Consider the following 1,806-nt stretch of genomic DNA (forward strand, 5'->3'; position numbering starts at 1 on the left):
GCGAGCCGGAGGCGGGCTGGCTGCCCGGCACGCTGCGGCGCCCACTGCCCGCCGAACACCGCCACGCGGTCAAGGAGTGCGTGCACGCCATCGAGGCCGGCGAGTTGTTCCAGGCCAACGTCTGCACGCGCCTGACCGGCGAGTTCGACGGCGACCCGGCCGCGTTGTTCGCCGGGGGCCTGGCGCGGCTGCGTCCAGCGCGGGGCGCCTACCTGGCGGGCGACTGGGGCGCGGTGGTGTCGATGTCGCCGGAGCTGTTCCTCTCCCGCTCCGGACGCCGGGTCCGCTCCACGCCGATCAAGGGCACCGCACCGCGCCGGGGTGAGCAGGACGACCACCACGCCGATGCCCTGCGCCGCTCCACCAAGGACGTCGCCGAGAACGTGATGATCACCGACCTCGTGCGCAACGATCTGGGGCGGGTCTGCGCGGTCGGGAGTGTGCGGGTGCCGCAGTTACTCGCCGTGCGTCCGGCACCCGGCGTGTGGCACCTCGACTCCACGGTGGAGGGCGTGCTCGCCGAGGGCCGCGGCGACGACGACCTGCTGCGCGCGACGTTCCCGCCGGGATCGGTCACCGGGGCGCCGAAGGTGCGGGCGCTGGACCTGGTCGCCGAGCTGGAACCCGAGGCCCGCGGCGTCTACACGGGAGCGATGGGGCTCGCGTCCCCGGTAGCGGGGATGGAACTCAGCGTCGCCATCCGCACCTTCGAGATCGCCGACGGCACCGTGTCCCTTGGCGTCGGCGGCGGCATCACGGCCGACTCCGACCCGGAAACGGAGTGGCAGGAGTGCCTGCACAAGGCCGCCCCACTGGAGACCCTGTTGCACACTCCGCGCTAACCCCGCGCACGAGTGGCTATTGGCGTGTCGTCAAGGCCTCCTTCACTGCGTTGAGCGCAGTCAAGGAGGCCTTGACTGCACACCAACAGCGCGGGTGGCTCGCCCGCTCACACGAACTTCAGCCCCACCACTCCGCCGACGATCAGCGCGAGGCAGACCAACCGCGCGGCCGTGGCCGCCTCGCCGAGAAACACCATCCCGTACAGCGCGGTGCCGACAGCACCGATGCCGACCCACACGGCGTAACCCGTGCCGACGGGGATCGTGCGCAGCGCGAAGGCCAGCCCGCCCATGCTCAACGCCAGCGCGACGCCGAACAACAGGCTCGGCCGCAGGCGCGAGAAGCCCCGCGAGGCCTCGAGTGCCACCGCCCACACCGTCTCCAGCAGCCCGGACACCACCAGCACGATCCACGCCACGCCGCCGCCCCTCCTTCGACATCCGGAGCCCCGCCGACAAGGCCCCTTTCGCCCGTTGACATGTCGTCAAGGCCTCCTTTACTGCGTTGAGTGCAGTGAAGGGGGCCTTGACGACATGCCAACACACAGTCACGGCAAGCCCTTGCGGCGGAGGGCGGCATCGTAGAGTTCCTTCTTCGACACGCCCGCCGCCGCGGCGACCTCGGCCGCGACCGACTTCAGACGTTCCCCCGCATCGACCCGTGCCGCCACCTCGTCCACCAGGTCGGCGACCTCGACCGACCGCCGTGCGGCACCGGCCAGCACCACGGTGATCTCACCACGGACCCCGCCGGCCGCCCACTCGGCCAGGTCGCCGAGCCCGCCCCGGCGCACCTGTTCGTAGGTCTTGGTCAGCTCCCGGCACACCGCCGCCCGCCGGTCGACGCCGAGCACCTCGGCGGCCTCGGCCAGGGTGGCCGCCAGCCGGTGCGGCGACTCGAAGAACACCACCGTCCGCGTCTGCGTGGCCAGCTCACGGAGCCACCGCGCGCGCTCGCCGCTCC

Annotated in this window: 3 protein-coding genes; 1 reads left to right on the forward strand and 2 read right to left on the reverse strand. The window is 72.3% G+C overall.

All coding sequences use genetic code 11. The features are described from left to right. Positions 1-842: aminodeoxychorismate synthase component I (locus SACSA_RS22990; RefSeq protein ID WP_019816529.1), on the forward strand; the 842-nt coding region annotated here is incomplete at its 5' end. Positions 843-949: 107 nt separating this feature from the next. On the opposite strand, the gene sugE is transcribed toward SACSA_RS22990, so the two are convergent. Then, complete coding sequence (gene sugE, locus SACSA_RS0114000) at positions 950-1,261, reverse strand: quaternary ammonium compound efflux SMR transporter SugE (RefSeq protein WP_019816530.1); 312 nt, start codon at positions 1,259-1,261, stop codon at positions 950-952. Between the two features lie 129 nt (positions 1,262-1,390). After that, on the reverse strand, positions 1,391-1,806 hold a 416-nt coding region (locus SACSA_RS22995; protein WP_019816531.1), incomplete at its 5' end, for an SAM-dependent methyltransferase.

This window comes from Saccharomonospora saliphila YIM 90502 (assembly GCF_000383795.1).
Classification (GTDB): domain Bacteria; phylum Actinomycetota; class Actinomycetes; order Mycobacteriales; family Pseudonocardiaceae; genus Saccharomonospora; species Saccharomonospora saliphila.